Source organism: Streptomyces sp. R818 (genome assembly GCF_056172735.1).
On record NZ_JAOCNE010000016.1, the window covers coordinates 368,975 to 387,259 of the forward strand.

Here is an 18,285-nt window from a genome sequence, read left to right on the forward strand (position 1 = left end):
CCGGGGGGCGCCGAGGAAGTAGAGCCGGCTCTACCTTCGAAGTAGAGGGCGGGTCAGTGCCCCGGACACCCCCGCCGACGTGGAATGCGGGGCATGACGACAACGACAAGGACTTCCGTCCAGGACGACGCGGTCGAACTCCACGGTGTGCGCAAGGTGCACGGCACCGGCGGGCGGCGCGTGACCGCCCTGGACGGTGTCTCCCTCGGCTTCCCGCGCGCCACCTTCACCGCGATCATGGGCCCGTCCGGCTCGGGGAAGTCGACGCTGCTGCAGTGCGCGGCGGGTCTGGAGCAGCCGACCGGCGGCCGGATCGTCCTCGCGGGCGTCGACATCGGGCAGCTCCGCGAGAAGGAGCGCACGGAGCTGCGCCGGAACCGCATCGGCTTCGTCTTCCAGGCGTTCAACCTGGTCGAGTCGCTGACGGCCGCGCAGAACGTGCAACTGCCGTCCCGGTTCGCCAGCCGCAAGGTCAGCCGCGTACAGGTCGCGGACGCGCTCGACGCCGTCGGCCTCGCGGACCGCGCCGGGCACCGCCCGAGCGAGCTCTCCGGCGGCCAGCAGCAGCGCGTCGCCCTCGCCCGCGCCCTGGTCACCCGCCCCGACGTGCTCTTCGCCGACGAGCCGACCGGCGCCCTGGACACCGTCACCTCGCGCGAGGTGCTGGCGATGATGCGGATGTTCGTCGACCGGGAGGGTCAGACGACGCTCATGGTGACGCACGATCCGGTGGCGGCGGCCCACGCCGACGTCGTCGTCCTCCTCAAGGACGGCCGGATCGCCGACCGCGTCTCCGGTGGCTGCGACGCCGCCGCGATCGCCGCCCGCATGGCCCGGCTGGAGGCGTGATGCTGATTCTCGCCAACGTACGGGAACGCTGGTCGTCCTTCCTCGGCGCCTTCATCGCCGTCCTGGTCGGCGTCGCCCTGATCACGACGACCCTCGTCATCTACGACTCCGCCCGCGCGAAGACCCTGCCCCGCTACGCGGGCGCCGCCGCCCTGGTCCTGCCCCGGCAGGCCGTCGATGTCGACGGCAGCCCCGAGGACCGGATGCCGTGGAGCAAGGCCGAGGCCGCGCCGCTGGTCGCCGGGCTCGGTGACGTTCCCGGCGTCGCGCACGTCGTCGTGGACCGCTCCTTCTACGCCCAGGCCGTCATCGACGGCGAGCCTGTCGCCGATGAAGGCGCCCTGGAGTCCGGGCACGGGTTCGACAGCACCCTGATGGGCCCGTACGTGCTGGTCGCGGGGCGTGCCCCGCGCACGGACCGCGAGGTCGTCGTGGGCCGCGACCTCCGCGTCGCCGTCGGCAGCGAGCTGACCGTCAACATCAGCGCGGGGCGGCGGCAGTTCACCGTCGTCGGCATGGTCGACGGACCCGGTTACTACTTCAGCGAGCCGTTCGCCGCCCGGCAGCAGCCCGGCGTGCGCGCCATCGGTCTCGTCGCAGCGAAGGGGGCCGGTACGGGGGCGCTGGTGAGCGCCGCCGAGAAGGTCCTCGGTGACAAGGGCGGCGACGTCGTCTCCGGTGACGGCCGCGCCGAACTCCAGCCCCGGTACCTCGCGCACAAGCGGTTCCTGGGCGTCCAGCTCATCAGCGCCATGGCCCTGCTCGCCCTCTTCACGACGGTCTTCGTCGTCGCCTCCATGCTGGTCCTCGCGACCGGGATGCGCCGCCGAGAGATCGGCCTCCTGCGCACCATCGGCGCCGCCCCGCGGCAGATCAGACGCATGATCCTCGGCGAGGCCGCCGCCGTCGGCCTGCTCGGCTCGGTCGCGGGCTGCGGGGCGGGTGTCGCCGCCGCACCCCTGCTGCGGGACATCCTCGACGGCCTGGACGTGACCCCGCCGGACCTGCGGGTCACCGTCGCCGCGTGGCCGCTGCTCACCGGCTGCGCGGTCGGTGTCGGCGTCAGCGTCGTCGGCGCCTGGGCAGCAGGCCGCAGGGCAGCACGCGTCGCACCCGTCGAGGCGCTCCTCGACAGCCGTACGGGCAACAAGGCGATGGGTCGCGGTCGGTGGGCCGCCGGGCTCGCCGTCCTCGGCGCCGGTGTCCTGCTCGCCGTCGGGACCGCGGCCTCCCGCGCCGACGACCGGGTCACCATGGCGATCCTCGCCACGATGGCGCTGATCGTCGCCGCAGCGCTGCTCACCCCCGCGTTCATCGGGCCCGTGGGCCGGTTCCTCACCGCGCCGTTCCAGCGCGGCGGCGGGGCCGCCCCGGTCCTGATCCGCGCCGCACTCCTCGCCGACCCGCGCCGCGCCGCCTCCCTGGCCGCCCCCGTCGTCGCCGCCGTCGGCTTCGCCGTCCTGCTCAGCGGCGCGGTGGAGACGATGCGGGTCGCCTATCCGGCGGGGGAGGCATTGAAGGTCGCGGGGCAGACGATCGTCACGCCCGACGGCACGCCCGGCAACACCGACGAGGTGGTCGCCGCCAACCCGGTCGGCAAGGCGGCGCTCCCGACCCGCGCCTTCGTCTCCTTCGCCACCGAGGACGCCGTCGTCCTCGACGTCCTCGGCAGCCGTGACCGGCGATGGAGCAGGCGCGGCGAAGCCGTTCTCGGCGAGCGCACCGCCCGTGAGCTGAAAGTGCGGCAGGGGGACGCCATACCCGTCCGGTTCGCCGACGGCGCCACCGTCACCCTGCGCGTCGCCCCGGTCCTGCCCGACGATCCGGCCCGCGGCGACTTCGTCGTGGCCCGCGACCTGGTCCGCGCCCACGACCCGGCCGCGCTCACCGACGACATCTTCGTCCCCCGCGACGCCGAGGCGTCCGGCGCCGTGCCCGGCACCGCCCTGCACGACGCCGCCGCCTACGCCCTCGCCGACTACGAGACCGACGCGAGGCTCACCGACAGCCTCGCCATGATGCTGATCGTGATCGCGGTGGGCTACAGCGTCATCGCCGTCGCCAACGCCATGGCGCTGTCCGCCCACGTCCGGCGCCGCGACTACGGCGTCATGCGGTCCGCGGGCGGCACCGACCGCCAGCTGCTGCTCACCGCGATCGGCGAGACGGTCCTGGTCGTGGCCGTGGGCGCCGCCCTCGGCGTCCTCGTCACGCTGGCCCCGCTGGCGGGCATGGCCTCCGGGCTCGCGCAGGCCGGTTCCGCCGACGTCGGCCTGCACCTGAGCACCGGCACCCTCGCCACCGCCGTCCTCGGCACCCTCGTGGCCGCCGTCCTCGCGGGGGCCGGGGTCACCGCCAGGACGTTGCGCCCATCGCGGCCCGCCGCACCGTCGCGCCGACGAGACGCCCGTACGGGACCCTGGGGGAGCGCCGGGCCGGTGCGGAGGCGGCGAGGAAGCGGGAGGTGACCCCCAGCAGACCGCCGAAGACGGTCAGCAGGAGCAGGGCCACCCACATCTGCCGGCTGCCCGGATGCGTCCACGCGGTCCACGCGGCGGAGGCCGCCCACAAGGCGGTGCCCGCCGCGTAGAAGACGCGCACACGGCGCAGGCCGTGCTCGGGGCGCTCCGCCCGTTCGGTCCGCTCCGCCCGTTCCACACGCTCCGCCCGCTCCACCGAGGAACGTGCGGGGATATCGGTGTCGACTGTTGTCATGCGCGCCCGTGTACCCCGGAATCGATCACTCAGCACTCAGTGCTGCGATTGCCGGACAAGATTGTCAGCAGGTGTGCGCGGCCGAACATGGTCGCCGCCTCGCGGGCGGTCGGGGTGCCCGCGTCCAGGTCCGCGCCGGCCTCGACCAGGACGGCGACCACCTCGTCCTCGCCCTTGAACAGGGCACCGGCGAGGGCGACTTGGCCGCGGTCGTTGGGCAGGTCCGGGTCGGCGCCGGCCCGGAGCAGGGCCCGTACGGTGTCGGCGTGGCCGTGGTAGGCGGCGAGCATCAGGAGCGTGTTGGACTGCGCATCGGTGATGTTCACCGGCAGTCCGTGCTCGACGAACTCCGTCAGCTGGGCGGTGTCCCCGGCGCGGGCGAGGTCCATGGCGATGGCGACGACGCGCTCGGTCTGGTCGGGGGTGAGCTGGCTCATGAGGTGCTTCTCCGGAGCCCCGGACGAGGGGCGAGGGGTGTGTGACGGGGGGTGGGTGACGCGGAGTGTGTGACGTGGGGTGTGTGACGTGGGGTGGGTGCGGAACGGGGACGCCCCGCACACCCGAGACAGGTGTGCGGGGCGTCGCCGACAAGGTGTGAGCCGTGTGTCTTAGAGGGTGCCGGCGGCCAGCGCCTCGATCGCCTTGCGGACACCCTCGCCGTAGGCCGGGTCGGCCTGCGTGCAGTTGTGGATGTGCCGCTCGACGGTCTGCTCGGAGGCGCCGTTGATCGCGCGGGCGGTGTTCTCGAAGAGCACCTGCTGCTGCTCCGGGCTCATCAGCCGGAACAGGTTGCCGGGCTGCTCGAAGTAGTTGGCGTCGTCCTCGCGGAAGTTGAAGCGGTCCGCGACGGAACCCACGGCCTGGCTCGGCTCGCGGTAGGCGGGCTGCTCCTGCCAGCGGCCGTAGGAGTTCGGCTCGATGCCGGGGGTGGCGCCCTGGTTGCCGTCGACGCGCATGGCGCCGTCGCGGTGGTAGGAGTTCACCGGGTTCTTCGGGGCGTTGACCGGGATCTGGTGGTGGTTGACGCCGAGGCGGTAGCGCTGCGCGTCACCGTAGGAGAAGAGGCGGCCCTGGAGCATCTTGTCGGGGGAGTAGCCGATGCCCGGCACCACGTTGGCCGGGGTGAACGCGGCCTGCTCCACGTCGGCGAAGTAGTTGTCGGGGTTGCGGTTCAGCTCCCACTCGCCGACCTCGATCAGCGGGTAGTCCTTCTTCGACCACACCTTGGTCAGGTCGAAGGGGTGGAAGCGGTAGTTGTCCGCCTCGGCCTCCGGCATGACCTGGATGAACAGCTTCCACTTCGGGAAGTCGCCGTTCTCGATCGCGTCGAAGAGGTCGCGCTGGTGCGACTCGCGGTCCTTGCCGACCAGGGCCTCGGCCTCGGCGTCGGTGAGGTTCTTGATGCCCTGCTGGGTGCGGTGGTGGAACTTCACCCAGAACCGCTCGCCCTCGGCGTTGACCAGGCTGTAGGTGTGCGAGCCGAAACCGTGCATGTGCCGGTACGAGGCCGGGATGCCGCGCTCCGACATGACGATGGTCACCTGGTGCAGGGCCTCGGGCAGGTTGGTCCAGAAGTCCCAGTTGTTCTCGGGGCTGCGCATGTTGGTGCGCGGGTCGCGCTTGACCGCGTGGTTCAGGTCGGGGAACTTCAGCGGGTCACGGAAGAAGAAGACCGGGGTGTTGTTGCCGACCAGATCCCAGTTGCCCTCCTCGGTGTAGAACTTGAGGGCGAAACCGCGGATGTCGCGCTCGGCGTCGGCCGCGCCGCGCTCACCGGCGACCGTGGAGAACCGGGCGAACATGTCGGTCTTCTTGCCGACCTCGGAGAAGATCTTCGCGCTGGTGTAGCGGGTGATGTCGTGCGTCACCGTGAACGTGCCGAACGCGCCCGAGCCCTTGGCGTGCATCCGGCGCTCGGGGATCACCTCACGGTCGAAGTGGGCGAGCTTCTCCAGAAACCACACGTCCTGCAGGAGCATCGGCCCCCGCGCACCGGCGGTCAGCGAGTTCTGGTTGTCGGCGACCGGGGCGCCGGCCGCTGAGGTCAGGGGCTTCTGGTTGTTCTCGGGCAGCAAGGCGTGCTCCTCGTTCGGCATGTCGGCATGTCTCGTATGGAAGCCATCCTATGTTGGACTGGTTCTAAGTCAAGGCGACGCCTATTTTCCGGCCATTCACCGGTCGGAGGGGTTACGGGAACGGTGTAGGTGTTGACGCAAGCGTTGGCGTGCGCGGCGGCTCTCCGGTTGACGCGCGCGCTGACGCACATGCATGTGTGCGTGTATGTGTACGAAGACCGGGCCGGGGCCGGGGCTCGTCAGCCGGTCTTCTCCGTCAGGGTGTACATCACCGACCGCTGCTGCTTGTGGCGCCGGATCCGCCCCTTGGCGACCAGCGACTCCAGGGTGTTGCGCACGACCTGCGGGGTGGGCGTCCGGTCCGGGTGCTCGCGCATCAGCTCGTCGCGCAACTCCTTGGCCAGGCGCGGCTCTTCGTGGGCCGAGAGCAGGTCCATGAGCAGGGTGCCGAGCAGCGGCCGGCGCGCCTCACCGCGCGCGGCGGCGGGCCTGGCGGTGGCGGCGGCCGGCCCGCCCTGTGCCTGCTGGGGCAGCGGGGCGCGCTCGGCGAGGCCGATGATGTCGACGAGGAGCGCCTCCTCCTGCTCCAGCATCCGGACCTTTTCGGCGAGTTCCTGCTGACGGCGACGGTTCTCTTCCAGGTCCGACGCGGCTTGCGCCACGTACCGCGACCGGAGCGTGTCGGCTGATTGGCTGGTCACCATCGGTCACTCCCTCGTCATGGTGGATGCGGGGCATCGTACTCACGCGGGGGCGTCGCCGGAGTGTGTACGTCACACACACAGTCGTACATGTGTTCATACGTACCGCGTCGGAAGTGGCCCTCGCCTCATGGGCCTCATGGGCTCAGGCGGCGGCCAGGGCGTAGAACCGCATCGGCGAGTTCGGCACGAACCCGATCCGCGGGTACACCGGCGCGCCCGCGGCCGTCGCGTGCAGCGTCGCCCGGGTCAGCCCCGTGGCCCGTGCCCCCTCGTACAGCGCCTTGCGCGTGACCGCCTCGCCGTAGCCCCGCCGCTCGAAGGCCGGATCGGTGGCGACGAGCGCGACGAACAGACGCCCCTCCGCCTCGAGGGAGGCCGCACACGTCACCGGCGTCCCCTCGCGCAGTCCGAGATACGCGTGCACACCCTCCCGCCAGAGCGTGGAGCCGGCGAGGCCGTCGCGTCCGTCCTCCGGGGCGAACCCGTAGGCGCGCGAGTTGAGGTCGGCGTAGGCAAGCAGGTGTGCGTCGGTCGACACACGTACGAAGGTCAGGTCGGGGTGTGACGGCTCGGGGAGCGGCAGGAAGTCGCCCGCCATGCCCGTGCCGGGGAAGGCGTACGTGAGCCCCGCGCGCTGCGCCGCCTCGTCGAGGGCCGCGCGGGCGTCGTCCTGGAAGAGGTCGTCGAAGACCCAGAGGAAGCCGGGCCGCTTCTTCGCGCGCATGATCTCCGCCGCCTCGCCGAGGCGCCGCCGCATGAGCGCGGGGTCCACGCCCGACTCGGTCAGCGTGAGGCAGTTCCAGAACGGGAACCGGCAGTCCGCCCACCGGACGGCGATACCCGGCAGATCGCGTACGTCCGCGTCCGGGTCCCGGTCGAGCACCATGGCCCGCCAGACCACGGCGAGCTGTTCCATCGATTCGACCGAGTCCGCAAGATCGTGCGCCACAGCAACACCACTCCTCAGGTAGACACGTCGTCCCCAACCTTATTCAGCGGTGTATGCCGCTGATAGTCCGTTATGTCGCGTTGGACATGTGAACGAACTGTGGATTTGAATAGCCCGGCACATGTGTATGGCATGTAAAGCGGCTGACGCGCAGAGGGAAAACAAAAGTGAAGATCGCGTTTCTCATCAACAACGCGTACGGCATCGGCGGAACCATCCGCGCCACCGCGAACCTTTCCCGCGCCTTCGCCGCCCGCCACGAGGTGGAGGTCGTCAGCGTCCACCGGGTGAAGGACGAACCGGCGATCCCGCTCGACGAGCGGGTCGCCCTCTCCTCGCTGATCGACATGCGTGAGGACGCCCCCACCTACGAGGGCGGCCACCCGCTCACGCAACAGCCGTGCACGATGTTCCCCGACACCGGCGCCGCCGCGAACTCCGCCCGCCTGCCCTACTCCGCGCTCCAGGACGAGCGGATCGGCGCGTGGCTGCGCGACACCGACGCCGATGTCGTCATCGCCACCCGCCCCGACCTCAACGGGTACCTCGCCCGCGACGGGCAGCCCCGCTACCTGCGCGTCGGCCAGGAACACCTCAGCCTCGACGCCCACAACCCGACGCTGCGCGGCCACCAGAACCGGGCCGTCGCCGGCCTCGACGCCTTCGTGACCGTCTCCGAGGCCGACGCCGCGCAGTACCGCGCCGCGCTCCCGGACGTCGGCGCCCGCATCCTGTGCGTCCCCAACAGCGTTCCGGTGCCCGACGTCGAACCCTCCGACCGCACCTCGAACGTCATCGTGGCCGCGGGCCGGCTCGTCTCCGTCAAGCGCTACGACCGGCTCATCGACGCCTTCGCCAAGGTCGCGGACGCCCACCCCGAGTGGACCCTGCGCATCTACGGACGCGGCCCCGACAAGCCCGCCCTGCGCGCCCGCATCAACAAACTCGGCCTGTATCAGCGGGTGTTGCTGATGGGCCCGGTCTCCCCCATCGAGACCGAATGGGCCAAGGGCGCGATCGCCGCCGTCTCCTCCGACATGGAGTCCTTCGGCATGACCATCGTGGAGGCCATGCACTGCGGCGTCCCGGTCATCGCCACCGACTGCCCGCACGGCCCCGCCGAGATCATCGACCACGACGTGAACAGCGTCCTCGTCCCGCTGGACGCCGGTGTCGACGGCTACGCCACCGCCCTGGACCGCCTGATGGGCGACGCGAGCCTGCGCTCCAAGCTGGGGGAGGGGGCCCGCGAACGCGCGGCGACGTTCGCGCCCGACGCGATCGCGCGCCGCTACGAGACCCTCTTCGAGGAGCTGTCCGCCGCCAAGCGCCCCGCCAAGGGCTCCCTGTGGAAGCGGCTGCGCAACGCACTGCCCACCCCCTCGGCCCCGTCGCGCACGGCTGCCCCCGCCGAGCCGGCCGAGCCCGAGCCGCCGCGGCCCGCCGCGCACGCCCGCGCCACCGCCGACGGCGCCGTGACCGTCACCCTCGACGCGGCGACCCTCCCGGAGGGCAAGCTCGACTTCCTCGCGCGCCTGCGCCGCGACAGCGAGGGCCGCGAGCTGCGCCTCCCGGTCGAGGAGGTCGCCACCGCCACCGGCCGCGTGTTCCAGGTGACCGTGGACCCGGCCCGGCACCAGCTCGCCGAGGGCCGCTGGGACTGCTACGTCGTACGGCGCGGCACGAAGGACAAGCGAATACGGCTCGCCGTCACCCTCGCCGAACAGGCCCGCCGCGTCGGCCGCCCGCCGCTGACCGCACACGGCCACGTCGTCTCCTGGCTCCCCTACGCCACCACCGACGGCTTCCTCGCCCTGCGCACCTGGCAGCGCCCCGCGCACGCCGAGATCACCGCTCTCGTCCAGGACGAGGACGCGGCCACCGTCACCGCGCGCCTGCTCACCGGGGACGCGACGGGCGCCGCGCTGACCGACGCGGCCCGTGTCGTCGTCGTCTCCCGCCACGACACGACCCACGACTTCACGGTCCCCGTCACCAGGCGGACAGGTGACGGTGACGGCACGTACTTCACCTTCACCCTCCCCTACGCGCAGGCCCTCGCCCTGCGCGTGGACGAGCACGACCTGTGGGACCTGCGCCTGCACCCGGGCGGCCCCACCGAAGGGCCGGTGCCCGTCGGACGGATCGGCGGCGACATCGTCGACCGCAAGAAGGCCGACACGGTGCCCGCCGTCCACCTCACCCACCCGGAGCGGGGCCGCACCCGTACGAAGCCGTTCTTCACGGTCAACAACGACCTGGCGCTCAGCCTGCGCGACGACGACAGGGACAAGGACAAGGCCGACGAGGAGTAGGGCTGCCCGTCAGAGCGCCGCGTCGAGCGGCTCCGGTCGTCCGAGGTCATCGGGCCGCTCGAAACCCTCGCGGAGCACCCGCTCGGCACCCCAGACGCCGAGCGGGCCGAGCGCCTGGTTGAGCGTGTGCCCGTGCTCGGTCAGCGAGTACTCCACCCTCGGTGGCACCTCGGCGTACACCTCGCGGTGCACGAGGCCGTCCTCCTCCATCTCGCGCAGATGCTGCGTCAGCATCTTCTCGCTGACCCCCGGCGTCCCGCGCCGCAGCTCCGCGAAGCGGCGTACGCCGTGCGCGTGCAGCTCCCAGAGGATCAGCCCCTTCCACTTGCCGCTGACGACGTCGAGCGCGGCGTCGATGCCGCAGATGTAGGGCCCGCGTCTGGCTGCTCTCGCCACGAGTTCCTCCCCCTTACTAAAAGGTAAGTACCGCAGGAAATAGTAGGTACTTCCCGAAGGCGGCGTCCCTGTCCAGCATGGAGAGGTGAACAAGATCGAGCACGCGCAGCCCTCCGTCACCGTCATCGGCCTCGGCCCCATGGGCCGGGCGATGGCCCGCACCCTCCTCGCCGCGGGCCACCCCGTCACCGTCTGGAACCGCACCGCGAGCCGCGCCGACGACCTGGTCGCCGAGGGCGCGACGCGCGCGGAGACACCCGCCGAAGCGGTCGGGGCGAGCGGCCTCGTCCTCCTCAGCCTCACCGACTACCAGGCGATGTACGACATTCTCGGCACTGCCACGGCCACCGGCTCCCTCAGCGGCCGGACGCTCGTCAACCTGAGCTCCGACACCCCCGACCGCTCGCGCGAGGCGGCGCGCTGGGCGGCGGAGCACGGCGCCGCCTTCCTCACCGGAGGCGTCATGGTCCCGGCGCCGATGGTCGGCACGGAGGCGGCCCACGTCTACTACAGCGGCCGCCCCCAGGACCTGGCGGACCACGAGGCGGCGCTCGCCCTCCTCGGGGCGCCGAGGTACCTGGGCGAGGACCCGGGCCTCGCCCAGATGATGTACCAGGCCCAACTCGCAGTCTTCCTCACCACGTTGTCCGCCCTGATGCACGCCACCGCGATACTCGGCACCGCCGGGATGAAGGCCGAGGAGGCGCTCCCGCAGCTGCTCGCCTTCACCGACTCGATCGGCGCCATCCTGCGGGCGGGGGAGGAGCACCCGGGCGCGGCGCTCGACGCGGGTGAACACCCCGGCGACCTCAGCACCGTCACGATGATGGGCGCGACCACCGACCACATCGTCGAGACGAGCACGACGCTCGGCCTCGATCCGGCACTGCCCCGGGCGGTCCAGTCCCACTACCACCGCGCCCTGGCAGCCGGCCACGGCGGCGACAACTGGACCCGCATCATCGACAGCATCCGGACCGCCGCGCACTGACTCCGGGCGCGGGTCCCTGGCGCCCCGCGCGCATCAGAAGATCACCGCTTTGCCACAATCGCAGGCACCCGGTCTCCATCGACGGGTGCAAGAAGGAGCCGCCGCCCGGAAGGTACCGCCATGAACACAGCCGCCACGACCGTCCAGGACACGCGGGACGCACTCGCCTCGCTCCACGACGAACTCGTCCGCCGCAACCCCGCGCAGCCCGAGTTCCACCAGGCGGCGCACGAGGTCCTGGAGACCCTGGCGCCGGTCCTCGCGGCCCGCCCCGAGCTGGCGGAGGCCGCGCTCGTCGAGCGGCTCTGCGAGCCCGAGCGGCAGATCGTGTTCCGGGTGCCGTGGCAGGACGACAAGGGCCGCACGCACGTCAACCGCGGCTACCGGGTGGAGTTCAACAGCGCGCTCGGCCCGTACAAGGGCGGCCTGCGCTTCCACCCCTCGGTCAACCTGAGCGTCGTGAAGTTCCTCGGCTTCGAGCAGATATTCAAAAACGCGCTGACCGGCCTCGGCATCGGCGGCGGCAAGGGCGGCAGCGACTTCGACCCGCACGGGAAGTCGGACGCCGAGGTCATGCGGTTCTGCCAGTCGTTCATGACCGAGCTGCACCGGCACATCGGCGAGAACACGGACGTGCCCGCCGGTGACATCGGTGTCGGCGGCCGGGAGATCGGCTACCTGTTCGGCCAGTACCGGCGCGTCACCAACCGCTGGGAGGCCGGCGTGCTGACCGGCAAGGGCATCGGCTGGGGCGGCTCGTCCGTCCGCACCGAGGCCACCGGCTACGGCAACGTCCTCTTCCTCGCCGAGATGCTGCGCAAGCGCGGCGAGGACCTGGCCGGACGCCAGGCGCTGGTCTCCGGCTCGGGCAACGTGGCCATCTACACCGTCGAGAAGCTGCAACAGCTCGGCGCCGTCGCCCTGACCGTCTCCGACTCGCGCGGCTACGTCGTCGACGAGAAGGGCATCGACCTCGACCTGCTCAAGCAGATCAAGGAGGTCGAGCGCGGCCGCGTCAGCGACTACGCGGAGCGCCGCGGCGCCTCGGCGACCTACGTCCCCGGCGGCTCGGTGTGGGAGGTCCCGGCCGACGTCGCCCTGCCCTCGGCGACCCAGAACGAACTGAACGCCGCCGACGCCGAGACGCTCGTACGGGGTGGGGTGCGGGCGGTGTCGGAGGGCGCCAACATGCCCGTCACCCCGGAGGCGGTCCGCGTCCTGAAGGAGGCGGGGGTCGCGTACGGGCCCGGCAAGGCGGCCAACGCGGGCGGCGTCGCCGTCAGCGCGCTGGAGATGCGCCAGAACAGCGGCCGCGACACCTGGTCGCGCGAGCGCGTCGAGGACGAACTCGCCACCGTCATGCGCGACATCCACGACGTGTGCTGGGAGACCGCCGAGCGCTACGGCACGCCGGGTGACTACGTGAGCGGCGCCAACATCGCCGGGTTCGAGCGGGTGGCGGAGGCGATGCGGGCGCAGGGCCTGATCTGACCCGGTCCGAACTGCGGCCCCCGCCTGAGCAGGCCGGGGCCACGGTGCCGGGCAGGGGTGGCCCCGGGCAGGGGCGGGGGCGGGACGCCTGCGGAGATCACTGAATCCCCTCGTCCTGACCCCGATCGACGCGGGCGTCCAGGGGCACTGGGACGACCTCGTCAAGGAACTGCGGGAACTGGGCCGCCCCGTCGAGGACATACGCGGCGTCGTGCTGACCCACGGCGACACCGACCACCTCGGTGTCGCCGAACGGCTGCGCCGCGACCACGGCGTGCCGGTGCACGTGCACGCACTCGACGCGGCGCGGGCCCGCCGCGAGCCGAAGCAGCCGAACGGCAAGCCCGGCAGGATCGGCGTCGGCGCGCCGGCGCAGTTCCTCTGGCACGGGATGCGCAACGGCGCGTTCCGCGTGCCGGGCGTCAAGGAGGTGACCACGTTCACCGGCGACGACGCGACCCTCGACCTGCCCGGCGCACCGCGCGTCATCCGGATCCCCGGGCACACCCCGGGCAGCGTCGTCGTGCACGTCCCCGGCATCGACGCGGTGTGCGTCGGCGACGCGATGACCACCCGCAATGTCCTCACCGGCGTCAGGGGCCCGGTCCCCGCCCCGTTCACCCTGCACCCCGACGAGGCCGTCGCCTCCCTGGACCGTCTTGACCGCATCGAGGCCACCTGGGTGCTGCCGGGCCACGGCGCCCCCTGGGACAAGGGCCTGCCCGAGGCGCTCGACCGGGTGCGCGCGGCGGCGAAGTAGACGGCCGGGGTGACGGCCGGGGTGACGGAGGCTGTCACCGGGCTCTCACTCGAGGAGCTTCAGCACCGCCTCCTCGATCGGCCCCTGCGTCGCGGGGTGCCCGAACGCGGCGCCGTCGCCCAGCTCGTCGAGGTCGTCGGCGATCGTGCGGCCCTGCTCGAAGAGTTCGATGACCCGAGGGTTGATGTAGGAGGCCCGGCAGACCGCGGGCGTGTTGCCCAGATAGGCGCTGACCTCGCGCACGGCCCGGACGACCGCGCCCTTGCGCGCGGTACGGGACTCCTTCGCCATCCGCTCGGACACGGCGAGGGCGACCGCCGCGAGGACGGTGGCGTGCCAGGTGCGGAAGTCCTTCGCGCTGATGTCCCGGCCCGCGCTCTCGCGCAGATAGGCGTTGAGCTCGGCGGCGTCCAGCTCGTGCCAGGTGTTGCCCTTGCGGTAGGCGAAGAGGCGGTCGCTGTCGCCGTCCCGCCGCAGCAGGGAGCGCAGCACCTTGCAGGCGGGCGGGTCGACGAGCGCGCGGCTCTGCGTCTTGGAGAACTTCGCCGGGTACGTCAGACAGACCTCGCCCGAGCTGCAGGTGGCGTGCTCCTTCAGCAGGGTGGTCAGGCCGTACGTGCCGTTGTCCCGCCGGTAGGACTCGTTGCCGATGCGGAAGAAGCCGAGGTCGAGCAGGCGTACGGCGCAGGCGAGGACGCGCTCGCGGCACAGGCCGCGCCGGTCGAGATCCTCCGTCACCCGCGCCCGTACGTCGGGCAGCGAACGGGCCACCTCCAGGACGTGGCCGTGCTTGGCCAGCTCCTGCTGCTCACGGAAACGCGGGTGGTAGAGGTACTGGCGCCGGCCCGCGGCATCCGTGCCGACGGCCTGCAAATGCCCGTTGGGCCACGGGCAGATCCACACGTCGCGCCAGGCCGGCGGGATGACGAGCTTCTGCAGGCGCTCCTTCTCCGCGGGATCGGTGATCGGGTGCCCCGAGGCATCCTTGTAACGGAACCCGCGCCCCGAACGGATCCGGGTGATGCCCGGCCTGTCGAGATGGCTCGTCCGCAGCCGCCGCTTCTCGTGCATATCCCAGGACTGCCCCGGGACCGCGGCGTCAGACCTCGGTCCGACACGTTCGGCGCAGCGGTACGGGCGCCCGTACGGTCAGGAATGCGGATGCGCGGCGTCCACGAGCCGCCAGCCGTGGCCGCGGCAGCCCGGTGGCGGGGGCGGGAAGCGGTGGCCGCGCACGTCGGTGCTGAAGCCGTGGTGCTCCGGGCAGTCGCACGCGTAGATCCCGGAATCGGGGACGATCTCGCCGGGGTGGAACACCTGGGGCCGGCCGTCGTTGCTCTGGCTTTCGCTCATGGGCCCGGTCTACGGCCGGGCCCGCCCCGTGCGCGACTCGGGTGAGCTGGACGGAGCAGCAGGTGTCGCGTCGCCGAGGGACTCCTGATAGACGTCCGCGTAGGTGCGCGAGTCCTTGATGAGGTCGTCGCAGAACGCGGCGACATCGGCGCCGATGAGCTCGATGACGCCCTTGCCCGAGGCGGCGCCCTCCTCGAAGAAGTCGACGATCCCGGGGAGCAGCGGCCCGTCGGGCAGATCGACCGGGCCCACCTTGAACAGGTACTTCTGCATCTCCCCGTAGACGATCCGGTAGTCAGGGGGGAGCGCCTTCACCCGGGCCACGTGCGCCCGCCACTGCTTCTTGCCCTCGATGATGTCCTGGATGCCCACGTCAGCCTCCGAGCCGGTTCAGTTTGCGTGCGACGTTCCTGTTCAACTGCTCGCGCCACCGGTCGCGGTAGGTGCGGGCCCCTTCTCCGCCGGCCAGCGCCGTGCAGAACCCCGCGATGTCGTCACCGAGGACCTCGTGCGCGCTCTGCCCCTCCGCCGCCGTCTCCTCCAGGAGCCCGAGGGCGGCGTCGAGGATCGGCATGAGGTTGCGTCCGGTGAAGTCGCCGTGCGGCATGAGGCGGATCTTGATCTGCTCCCACGCCGCCCGGTGGTCGTCCGGCAGGGCGGCGGCCCTGGCCTCGAACGCCTTCCAGTCCCGGGTCAGATCGCTGCCCGTGATGGTCTCCCAGAAGTTCATCTGCCGCCCCCCTTGAGCGTGTCTTCCTTGAGTCGGTCGATACGTGTCGACACGTACTGCCACTTGGTCCAGAACTTCGCGAGCTCCTCGCGCCCGGCGTCGTTCAGCGCGTAGAACTTGCGCGGGGGGCCGACCCCGGACGGCCGCTTCGTCACCTGCACGAGCTTGTTCCGCTCCAGCCGCAGCAGGATGGTGTACACCGTCCCCTCGACGACCTCGGTGAAGCCGAGCTCGTTCAACTGCCGCGTGATGGCGTAGCCGTAGGTCTCCTCACTGCCGATGATCTCCAGCACGCACCCTTCGAGCGTGCCCTTCAACATCTCGGTCAGACCCTCCAACGAGAACCCTCCTCGGCATCGGTGCGTCGGCGCTGCGCTCGGCATTGCGTTCGGCGCCGCGCCCGGTACTACGTAGTACCGAGTACGGCTACAAAGTAGCACCGAGTACCGACGGCCGCCAGGGCCGCCGCCGGGCAGACCGCCATCCGCCCGCGCTACGTTCGAGGTATGCAGCCGCCACCGGAGAAGGCCCAGGCCTCCGCACTCCTCGACGGCCCGCCCGTCGACGTCTCCGACACCGGACAACTGCTCCTCGGCTACCTGCGGTGGTACCGGGCCGCCCTGATGCGCAAGCTCGCCGGGCTGTCCGACGATCAACTCCGCACTGTCGTCGCGCCTTTGGGCTGGTCCCCGCTCGGCCTCGTTCGGCACCTCGGGTGGGTCGAGCGCCGGTGGATGCGCTGGGGGTTCGCCGCCGAGGACGTCCTCCCGTATCCGCCCGGAGCGGACGAGGAGGAGTGGATCATCGCCGACGGCGTCTCCACCGCGCAGGTCATGGCCGCGTACGAGGCGGAAGTGGCCCTGACGGACGCGCTCGTCGCGCAGGCCGACCTGAGTGACCGAGCCCGGCCCGGGGGCCGCTTCGCCACGCCTGAGCAGGCGCCTTCGCTCGGGCGGATCCTCTTCCACCTGCTCCAGGAGTACGCCCGCCATGTCGGCCACCTCGACATCGCACGCGAACTCCTCGACGGGGCGACCGGGGAGTAGGGGCTCCTCGTCGCCGGGCGCGAGCACCCGTCACCCGTCCACGCGCGCCGCGGCGATGACCGACAACCGACCGACGGCGATCGCACCCCCTTGACGTGTCCCTGCCCCCTCTGCCTATATGGGAGCGCTCCCACACGCATCACGCTCCACGCCAGTCGCACCACACCCCCGCACCCTCACCCTCACCCTCACCTTTCCGGAGCCGCAGTGAGAAGAAGAAGTGCGACCCTGACCAGTCCGGCCAAGGCGATCATTGTCGCCCTCGCCACCCTCCTCGGCCTGCTCGCGCTGACGGCCCCCGCCGCGCACGCCGCCCCCGCCCCCGAGGCCGCCGCCGCGACGGGGCTGCACATCAGCAACGGCCGTCTCCTCGAACGCAACGGCAACGACTTCGTCATGCGCGGCGTCAACCACGCCCACACCTGGTACCCGGGCGAGACGCAGTCGCTGGCCGACATCAAGGCGCTCGGCGCCAACACCGTGCGCGTCGTCCTCTCCGACGGCTACCGCTGGAGCCGCAACAGCCCCGAGGACGTGGCCGCCGTCGTCGCCGACTGCAAGAAGAACCGCCTGATCTGCGTCCTGGAGGTGCACGACACCACCGGTTACGGCGAGGACGCCGCCGCGGGCACGCTCGACCACGCCGCCGACTACTGGATCAGCCTCAAGGACGTCCTGGCCGGCCAGGAGGACTACGTCGTCGTCAACATCGGCAACGAGCCCTGGGGCAACACCGATCCGGCGGGCTGGACCGCCCCGACGACCGCCGCGATCAAGAAGCTGCGCGCGGCCGGGTTCGCGCACACGATCATGGTGGACGCGCCCAACTGGGGCCAGGACTGGCAGCAGGTCATGAAGGCCAACGCCAAGGAGGTCTACGCCGCCGACCCGACCGGCAACCTGATCTTCTCGATCCACATGTACAGCGTGTACGACACCGCGCAGGAGATCGCCGACTACCTCAACGCCTTCGTGAGCGCCAAACTGCCGCTGGTGATAGGGGAGTTCGGCGGTCCGGCCGACCAGTGGGGCGACCCCGACGAGGACACCATGATGGCCACCGCCGAGCAGCTCGACCTCGGCTACCTCGCCTGGTCCTGGAGCGGCAACACCGACCCCGTCCTCGACCTCGCTATCGACTTCGACCCCGCGCGCCTCAGCTCCTGGGGCGAGCGGATCTTCCACGGCGCGAACGGCATCGCCCGGACCGCCCGTGAGGCCACGGTCTTCGGCGGCTCCACCCCGGACACCCAGGCCCCCACGGCTCCCGGCACCCCGGTCGCGTCCGCCGTCTCGTCCACGTCGGCGACGCTGACCTGGCCCGCGGCCACCGACAACAAGGGCGTGACCGGCTACGACGTCGTCCGCGTCACCGGCACCACGGAGACCGCGGCGGCCTCCACGACGACGACGAAGGCCACCCTCGACTCCCTCACCCCGGCCACGTCCTACACCTTCGCCGTGTACGCGAAGGACGCGGCGGGCAACCGCTCGCCCCGCTCGGCGACGGTCACCGTGACGACGGACAAGGACACCGGCACCCCGGGCGGGACCTGCGCGGTCACCTACCGCACCACGAACACCTGGCCCGGCGGCTTCCAGGCCGACATCGTGATCCGCAACACCGGCACCGCCGCCGTCAACGGCTGGACCCTCGGCTTCGCCTTCCCCGGCGGCCAGACCATCAGCAACATGTGGGGCGGCACCCCGACCCAGACCGGCGCGCAGGTGAAGGTGGCCGCGGCGGCCTGGACCGCGACGATCCCGGCCGGGGCGTCCACGTCCGTGGGCTTCACCGGCACGACGGCATCCGGCACCAACCCCGCCCCCACCGCGTTCACCCTCAACGGCGCCACCTGCACCTCCGCCTGACCTGACGGGCCGACGGCACCCGGCACCCGGCACCCGGCA

Annotated in this window: 19 protein-coding genes; 8 read left to right on the forward strand and 11 right to left on the reverse strand. The window is 71.7% G+C overall.

The window, feature by feature from the left end; all coding sequences use genetic code 11:
• Positions 1-93 precede the first annotated feature (93 nt).
• Together N5I75_RS40140 and N5I75_RS40145 are read left to right on the forward strand one after the other, a co-directional pair.
• A complete protein-coding gene (locus N5I75_RS40140; RefSeq protein ID WP_476685461.1) occupies positions 94-849 on the forward strand; it encodes an ABC transporter ATP-binding protein in 756 nt (251 codons plus the stop codon).
• Positions 849-3,317 (forward strand): ABC transporter permease, encoded by a 2,469-nt coding sequence (locus tag N5I75_RS40145; RefSeq protein ID WP_476685462.1) that lies wholly within the window; start codon positions 849-851, stop codon positions 3,315-3,317. Before N5I75_RS40140 ends, N5I75_RS40145 begins: the two co-directional genes overlap by 1 nt.
• Here N5I75_RS40145 and N5I75_RS40150 read toward each other — a convergent pair.
• The 5 genes from N5I75_RS40150 to N5I75_RS40170 all read right to left on the reverse strand — a co-directional run bounded on the left by N5I75_RS40150 (position 3,199) and on the right by N5I75_RS40170 (position 7,259).
• Entirely contained in the window at positions 3,199-3,564 is a 366-nt protein-coding gene (locus N5I75_RS40150) for a hypothetical protein (protein ID WP_476685463.1), read from the reverse strand. The genes N5I75_RS40145 and N5I75_RS40150 overlap by 119 nt on opposite strands.
• 29 nt (positions 3,565-3,593) lie before the next feature.
• The gene (locus tag N5I75_RS40155) at positions 3,594-4,001 is read right to left on the reverse strand and encodes an ankyrin repeat domain-containing protein (protein ID WP_476685464.1); all 408 of its coding nucleotides are present in this window, start codon (positions 3,999-4,001) and stop codon (positions 3,594-3,596) included.
• A 171-nt stretch (positions 4,002-4,172) separates the two neighbouring features.
• Positions 4,173-5,660, reverse strand: a complete 1,488-nt coding sequence (locus N5I75_RS40160; protein ID WP_476685466.1) for a catalase — start codon at positions 5,658-5,660, stop codon at positions 4,173-4,175.
• Positions 5,661-5,878: 218 nt separating this feature from the next.
• Positions 5,879-6,340 (reverse strand): hypothetical protein, encoded by a 462-nt coding sequence (locus tag N5I75_RS40165; RefSeq protein ID WP_476685521.1) that lies wholly within the window; start codon positions 6,338-6,340, stop codon positions 5,879-5,881.
• Positions 6,341-6,485: 145 nt separating this feature from the next.
• Positions 6,486-7,259, reverse strand: a complete 774-nt coding sequence (locus N5I75_RS40170; protein ID WP_476685522.1) for a GNAT family N-acetyltransferase — start codon at positions 7,257-7,259, stop codon at positions 6,486-6,488.
• 200 nt (positions 7,260-7,459) lie between these two features.
• Between N5I75_RS40170 and N5I75_RS40175 the strand changes: the two genes are divergently transcribed.
• On the forward strand, positions 7,460-9,607 hold the full coding sequence (locus N5I75_RS40175) for a glycosyltransferase family 4 protein (RefSeq protein ID WP_476685467.1): 2,148 nt from the start codon (positions 7,460-7,462) through the stop codon (positions 9,605-9,607).
• Positions 9,608-9,616: 9 nt separating this feature from the next.
• Here the strand turns inward: N5I75_RS40175 and N5I75_RS40180 are convergent, their stop codons facing one another.
• A complete protein-coding gene (locus N5I75_RS40180) occupies positions 9,617-10,003 on the reverse strand; it encodes a winged helix-turn-helix transcriptional regulator (RefSeq protein ID WP_476685468.1) in 387 nt (128 codons plus the stop codon).
• An 85-nt stretch (positions 10,004-10,088) separates the two neighbouring features.
• Between N5I75_RS40180 and N5I75_RS40185 the strand changes: the two genes are divergently transcribed.
• The 3 genes from N5I75_RS40185 to N5I75_RS40195 all read left to right on the forward strand — a co-directional run bounded on the left by N5I75_RS40185 (position 10,089) and on the right by N5I75_RS40195 (position 13,245).
• Positions 10,089-10,994, forward strand: coding sequence for an NAD(P)-dependent oxidoreductase (locus tag N5I75_RS40185; RefSeq protein ID WP_476685469.1), 906 nt, complete (start codon positions 10,089-10,091; stop codon positions 10,992-10,994).
• 120 nt (positions 10,995-11,114) lie between these two features.
• Positions 11,115-12,485 (forward strand): NADP-specific glutamate dehydrogenase, encoded by a 1,371-nt coding sequence (gdhA, locus tag N5I75_RS40190; RefSeq protein ID WP_476685470.1) that lies wholly within the window; start codon positions 11,115-11,117, stop codon positions 12,483-12,485.
• A gap of 124 nt (positions 12,486-12,609) precedes the next feature.
• The gene (locus N5I75_RS40195) at positions 12,610-13,245 is read left to right on the forward strand and encodes an MBL fold metallo-hydrolase (protein ID WP_476685523.1); all 636 of its coding nucleotides are present in this window, start codon (positions 12,610-12,612) and stop codon (positions 13,243-13,245) included.
• 45 nt (positions 13,246-13,290) lie between these two features.
• Here the strand turns inward: N5I75_RS40195 and N5I75_RS40200 are convergent, their stop codons facing one another.
• The 5 genes from N5I75_RS40200 to N5I75_RS40220 form a co-directional block, all read right to left on the reverse strand.
• On the reverse strand, positions 13,291-14,316 hold the full coding sequence (locus tag N5I75_RS40200; RefSeq protein WP_476685471.1) for a DNA topoisomerase IB: 1,026 nt from the start codon (positions 14,314-14,316) through the stop codon (positions 13,291-13,293).
• Positions 14,317-14,394: 78 nt separating this feature from the next.
• The gene (locus tag N5I75_RS40205) at positions 14,395-14,598 is read right to left on the reverse strand and encodes a hypothetical protein (RefSeq protein WP_476685472.1); all 204 of its coding nucleotides are present in this window, start codon (positions 14,596-14,598) and stop codon (positions 14,395-14,397) included.
• Between the two features lie 9 nt (positions 14,599-14,607).
• A complete protein-coding gene (locus N5I75_RS40210) occupies positions 14,608-14,970 on the reverse strand; it encodes a DUF1048 domain-containing protein (RefSeq protein ID WP_476685473.1) in 363 nt (120 codons plus the stop codon).
• Between the two features lies 1 nt (position 14,971).
• Positions 14,972-15,328: a DUF1048 domain-containing protein gene (locus N5I75_RS40215; RefSeq protein ID WP_476685474.1), complete on the reverse strand. Its 357-nt coding sequence runs from the start codon at positions 15,326-15,328 to the stop codon at positions 14,972-14,974.
• On the reverse strand, positions 15,325-15,666 hold the full coding sequence (locus tag N5I75_RS40220) for a PadR family transcriptional regulator (RefSeq protein WP_476685475.1): 342 nt from the start codon (positions 15,664-15,666) through the stop codon (positions 15,325-15,327). Before N5I75_RS40220 ends, N5I75_RS40215 begins: the two co-directional genes overlap by 4 nt.
• 168 nt (positions 15,667-15,834) lie before the next feature.
• Between N5I75_RS40220 and N5I75_RS40225 the strand changes: the two genes are divergently transcribed.
• Positions 15,835-16,374, forward strand: a complete 540-nt coding sequence (locus N5I75_RS40225; RefSeq protein ID WP_476685476.1) for a DinB family protein — start codon at positions 15,835-15,837, stop codon at positions 16,372-16,374.
• 207 nt (positions 16,375-16,581) lie between these two features.
• A complete protein-coding gene (locus tag N5I75_RS40230; protein ID WP_476685477.1) occupies positions 16,582-18,246 on the forward strand; it encodes a cellulase family glycosylhydrolase in 1,665 nt (554 codons plus the stop codon).
• Positions 18,247-18,285: the final 39 nt, after the last annotated feature.

Coding starts and splice junctions, on each gene's coding strand:
- N5I75_RS40140 (WP_476685461.1), top strand. CDS start 94: ATGACGACAACGACAAGGACTTCCGTCCAGGACGACGCGGTCGAACTC.
- N5I75_RS40145 (WP_476685462.1), top strand. CDS start 849: ATGCTGATTCTCGCCAACGTACGGGAACGCTGGTCGTCCTTCCTCGGC.
- N5I75_RS40150 (WP_476685463.1), bottom strand. CDS start 3,564: ATGACAACAGTCGACACCGATATCCCCGCACGTTCCTCGGTGGAGCGG.
- N5I75_RS40155 (WP_476685464.1), bottom strand. CDS start 4,001: ATGAGCCAGCTCACCCCCGACCAGACCGAGCGCGTCGTCGCCATCGCC.
- N5I75_RS40160 (WP_476685466.1), bottom strand. CDS start 5,660: ATGCCGAACGAGGAGCACGCCTTGCTGCCCGAGAACAACCAGAAGCCC.
- N5I75_RS40170 (WP_476685522.1), bottom strand. CDS start 7,259: ATGGAACAGCTCGCCGTGGTCTGGCGGGCCATGGTGCTCGACCGGGAC.
- gdhA (WP_476685470.1), top strand. CDS start 11,115: ATGAACACAGCCGCCACGACCGTCCAGGACACGCGGGACGCACTCGCC.
- N5I75_RS40200 (WP_476685471.1), bottom strand. CDS start 14,316: ATGCACGAGAAGCGGCGGCTGCGGACGAGCCATCTCGACAGGCCGGGC.
- N5I75_RS40205 (WP_476685472.1), bottom strand. CDS start 14,598: ATGAGCGAAAGCCAGAGCAACGACGGCCGGCCCCAGGTGTTCCACCCC.
- N5I75_RS40215 (WP_476685474.1), bottom strand. CDS start 15,328: ATGAACTTCTGGGAGACCATCACGGGCAGCGATCTGACCCGGGACTGG.
- N5I75_RS40225 (WP_476685476.1), top strand. CDS start 15,835: ATGCAGCCGCCACCGGAGAAGGCCCAGGCCTCCGCACTCCTCGACGGC.